The organism is Vibrio sp. Y42_MX_L11 (assembly GCF_024181785.1).
In the GTDB taxonomy this organism is placed as follows: Bacteria; Pseudomonadota; Gammaproteobacteria; order Enterobacterales; family Vibrionaceae; genus Vibrio; species Vibrio diabolicus.
Map to the genome: position 1 here is coordinate 5,561 of NZ_JAMZAP010000040.1, position 4,601 is coordinate 10,161.

Sequence of the window (4,601 nt, forward strand, 5' to 3'; positions counted from 1 at the left end):
AGAGAAGGTACCCCAGTTGCCATCTTGAACGCCGGTTTGCGGTTGGAATACCGCTTCACCTGCATCAGGGTCGTCCACGTTTAAGTTGCCGCCAGTGGTCAGCGTTACGTCTTCTTGAACCGAGCCTTTATCATCACCCGGTTGACCTGGCGTAATAATGGAGTTGTCGTCTGAGCCCGTAATGGTGACTACAACGTCATGAGTGGTGCCATCCGCAGACGTCACTGTCATGGTGCGAATCACCGGATCGCTATCAGCGTCTAACGCCTGCACATCTGGGTGACTGTTGTTCAGCGTATACGTCCAGTTACCTTGCTCATCGATAGAGAAGGTACCCCAATTACCATCTTGAACGTCGGTTTGCGGTTGGAACACCGCTTCACCTGCATCAGGGTCGTCCACATTTAGGTTGCCGCCAGTGGTCAACGTTACGTCTTCTTGAACCGCGCCTTTATCATCACCCGGTTGATCTGGTGTGATGATCGCTTTGTCGTCTGAGCCCGTAATGGTCACAACCACGTCATGAGTCGTGCCATCCGCAGACGTCACTGTCATGGTGCGAATCACCGGTTCGCTATCAGCGTCTAACGCTTGCACATCTGGGTGACTGTTGTTCAGCGTATACGTCCAGTTACCTTGCTCATCGATAGAGAAGGTACCCCAGTTGCCATCTTGAACGTCGGTTTGCGGTTGAAAGACAGCTTCACCTGCATCAGGGTCGTCCACGTTTAGGTTGCCGCCAGTAGTCAGCGTTACGTCTTCTTGAACCGCGCCTTTATCATCACCCGGTTGATCAGGTGTGATGACTGCTTTGTCGTCTGAGCCCGTGATCGTCACGACCACGTCATGAGTCGTGCCATCTGCAGATGTTACTGTCATGGTACGAATAATCGGATCACTATCGGCGTCCAACGCTTGAACGTCTGGGTGGCTATTGTTCAACTCATACGTCCAGTTACCTTGCTCATCGATAGAGAAAATACCCCAGTTACCGTCTTGAACGTCCGTTTGGGGTTGGAAGACCGCTTCACCTGCATCAGGGTCATCCACGTTTAGGTTGCCACCTGTGGTAAGCGTTACGTCTTCTCTTACTGCCCCCACATCGTCACCATCAATTAACGCCGAGGAGTTACTACTATCTATTTCAGTAGAACGATGCACGTCAGGTAAAACATTGGTATCGCTCTGCTCACTGTCTAAACCTGAAGTTTCAAAAAACGTACTTGCCAGAAGTTCAGCCCCTGAACGTTCAATTGTTCCGGAATTGGTTAAGCTAGAACTTAATTGCTCACCTGCAGCAGTAGCGTATTCTTCTCCTAATTCTGTAGGGTCATCACCTTGCGCAACGGCTTTAATGATTTCCTCAACTTCAGGAGATATATCTGAATTTGTATCACTGCGCTCTAATGAGGCATGCGCAGGTAGAGAATCACCATTCAACGTCTCCACGACAATCTCACCCGGAAGTAGGTTCTCCTTAGATTCAACTACTCTAATATGACCATCTTTACCGATTACAACATACTTATCCGTCGTTGAATTTGACTTTCCAACCAAAGTTATTACCCCATTTAACAGATGAAATAACCCCTCCCCTTGACTAAATCAGGCAATGAGAATTATTTCAGGCAGTGATACATTTAGTTAATAGTTTATCATTATTTGCTCAATGTACAACATGCACTTGTTCCCACAATAAGTTTCATGTTTTAAAGTGGTTTTATTTTGCCCCAGAAAGTCATAAGCTATGCGGCTTATTTTTAGGGACTTTGTTCCAGCGATTACATTTTTTAAAATGATGGCTTAAATTAACCAAGCCAGATTTGATACAAACGTTTTCTTTAATATATCCGGTTCTTAAAGTTTCATTATTGAGACAATAAATTAAAGATAATTAGCGTTGCGAATTATTTGGGGAGACTTCTTTTGAAGCTTAGTAGTATTAGTGTTGTTTGTTTTGGTTTGTTAATACCTCTTCATTCCAGTGCACAAACATTAGAGCAAGCCGTAGCGGTTACATTTGCAACCAACCCAGAGATCAAAAGTGCGTTCAATGAATATATGAGTAAACGCTACATCATTGATCAATCCACTGGTGCATACAAACCGACCATCGATTTAGACGCAGGTATCGGTTATGAGGGCATAGATCCAGCGAACTCCGCAGATAGAACCGACATGACCCGTAAAGAAGCTGCAATTACATTTAGCCAGTTGATTTGGGATGGTTCTAAAACTCTTTACGATATCGAACGCACATCAGCAGACGCTGAATCGGTACGTTATCAATTGCTTGCTGATGCTCAAAATATTGCCCTACAAGTTGCTAAAGCGTATCTGGATGTAATTAAGGCACAGCAGTTCATTACTCTTTCAGAAAGCAACTTAAATACGCACGAGCGTATTTATACTGACATCAAAAAACGCACAGAATCAGGAATAGGCTCAGTCGCCGACTTGACTCAAGTTGAAGGTCGCCTAGCAAAAGCTCACAGCAATTTACTAGCTGCACAAAATAACTACAAAGATGCGCAAACCACATTTATTCGATTAGTGGGTGAAAACCCTCAGGATCTAATCTTTCCACGCGCAGACCAAAACTTTATTCCCGACTCCTTGGATGAGGCCAAAAATCAAGCTTTTGAAAACCACCCAGTGATAAAGATAGCTTTAGCAGATGTCGACTCTGCAAGATACCAGTACCAGCAAGCAGATGCGAACCACTATCCAGTAGTTTCCGTTGAAGCAGCACAAAACTGGCGTGATGATGCAGGAGGTATTGAAGGTAACAGTTCTGAAACCACTGCTATGCTTCGCGTCCGCTATAACCTATATAATGGCGGCAGAGATTCAGCAAACACTGATAGTATGGCCTACCAGCTCAACAAAGCGAAAGACCTACGTGAACGTGCCTACCGAAGTGTTGAGCAAGAGCTTAGTCTCTCATGGAGTGCTTTAGAATTGACTGGCAAACAAAAAACCTTTCTAAGCCAACATGTTGGTTCAATGTCAGACACCGTTGTTGCTTATCAAAAGCAGTACCGCATTGGTAAACGTACATTGCTTGATTTGCTCAATACTGAAAATGAGCTATTTGAATCCCGCAAAAACTACCTCGAAACGCAGTTCGATCAACAATACGCTAAATACCGAACTCTAACTTCTACAGGAAAACTTCTTGATGCATTGCGCGTCGATATTCCGCAAGAATGGACTCAGCCAGTAGAGTACTAAACACAATGAAAAACAATACCTTAATATTTCTAGCTCTATCAACAATGAGCCTAAATAGTGCATTTGCGACTGATAAGTTCGATTACATCCCTACTCCGGAGCACATTCAAGTCGCTGACCTTCATGACGTAGATAACGATGGCGTAATCAATGCTCGTGATCTATGTGCGAATACCCCAGTTGGTGCCGAAGTAGATAATGATGGCTGCGAAACCTACCTAAACAAAGAAGAACAGTATCAACTTAAGATTTTGTTTGCTAATGATTCAGACAGCATTAATCCAGTATTCCAACGTAAGATTACTGAATTAGCAGCATTCCTTAAGAAGTACCCTACGACTTCTATCGAAATACAGGGTTACGCAAGTAAAGTTGGTACCGCAGCTTACAACCTTGAGCTATCACGCCGCCGAGCAAGTAACGTACGCAACCTATTAATTAAGCAAGGTATTTCAGAGGACAGGTTAACTATTGTTGGCTTTGGTGATACCCATTTAGCTAAATTGGGGACAGATGATGTCAGCCACGCTTTAAACCGTCGTGTAACCGCTACCGTCATTGGCCATAAAGGCATGGTTAAAGATGAGTGGACGATATTTACTACCTTTCCCAAGGTAAACTAACACCCCTGCCTCTGGCCAGTTTTCATCAATGGCTAGAGGCATCTTCTATAGGGGCTTGATGAAACAGATATCAGTACATTTTACTGACTTAAACTAAAGCTAATCACCACCATTCATTTAGAGAATTGAGCTCCGTACGAAATTAAGAACCATCTAATTAATATAGTTGTAACTTACTTTAGAAAATATTATTAACTTATTTAATTATAAAAAATAAAAGCTGTCAGATAAAAATAGTAGTAACATATTTCACTTAAACAAGTGATTGCACTTTTTCGAACGAGTTACAGTGAGAAGTCTTAGCTATTCCAAACTAGTGGTTGGTTATTTTACATACTAAAGTCGAGTGTCGCATTCCTATCTATTTACAAACTATGGCGCTGCAAAATGACCGAAACATGCCTTCGCAGATTGAGTCAGTTATTAAATCATTATAATCATTCGCAATTGCATCAAGTAAGCTTAGATGAGTTAGAAACCGTATTCGCAACCTCTCGGCGTAATACTTCCAATGTTATAAAAATGCTACATGACTATGGTTGGATAAGCTGGACACCAGGTCGTGGCCGTGGAAAAGCTAGTACTCTCAAAGTTATGATTTCTATGCACCAAGCCCTGTATAGGTAAGCGTTCACCGAGGTATCTTGACTTACCAGATCTGAAGAAACATATGCAGTTTATAGATCAAAAACGTTTGGGTACGGTCTCTTCGTCACAACAGCCGTGATGATTTCACTCAACACT

General features: G+C 43.0%; 4 protein-coding genes. 3 read left to right on the forward strand and 1 reads right to left on the reverse strand.

Annotated features, from left to right (window positions below):
- Window positions 1–1,557, reverse strand: a 1,557-nt coding sequence (locus tag NL643_RS22545) for a VCBS domain-containing protein (protein ID WP_253645236.1), incomplete at its 3' end; no start/stop codon positions are given.
- Between the two features lie 369 nt (window positions 1,558–1,926).
- Between NL643_RS22545 and NL643_RS22550 the strand changes: the two genes are divergently transcribed.
- The 3 genes from NL643_RS22550 (at window position 1,927) to NL643_RS22560 (ending at window position 4,484) form a co-directional block, all read left to right on the forward strand.
- Window positions 1,927–3,234, forward strand: coding sequence for a TolC family outer membrane protein (locus tag NL643_RS22550; protein ID WP_253645237.1), 1,308 nt, complete (start codon window positions 1,927–1,929; stop codon window positions 3,232–3,234).
- A 5-nt stretch (window positions 3,235–3,239) separates the two neighbouring features.
- Window positions 3,240–3,857, forward strand: coding sequence for an OmpA family protein (locus NL643_RS22555; RefSeq protein WP_025576707.1), 618 nt, complete (start codon window positions 3,240–3,242; stop codon window positions 3,855–3,857).
- A 387-nt stretch (window positions 3,858–4,244) separates the two neighbouring features.
- Window positions 4,245–4,484, forward strand: coding sequence for an SgrR family transcriptional regulator (locus NL643_RS22560; protein WP_249121495.1), 240 nt, complete (start codon window positions 4,245–4,247; stop codon window positions 4,482–4,484).
- The last annotated feature ends 117 nt before the right edge of the window (window positions 4,485–4,601 follow it).

Coding starts and splice junctions, on each gene's coding strand:
- NL643_RS22555 (WP_025576707.1), top strand. CDS start 3,240: ATGAAAAACAATACCTTAATATTTCTAGCTCTATCAACAATGAGCCTA.
- NL643_RS22560 (WP_249121495.1), top strand. CDS start 4,245: ATGACCGAAACATGCCTTCGCAGATTGAGTCAGTTATTAAATCATTAT.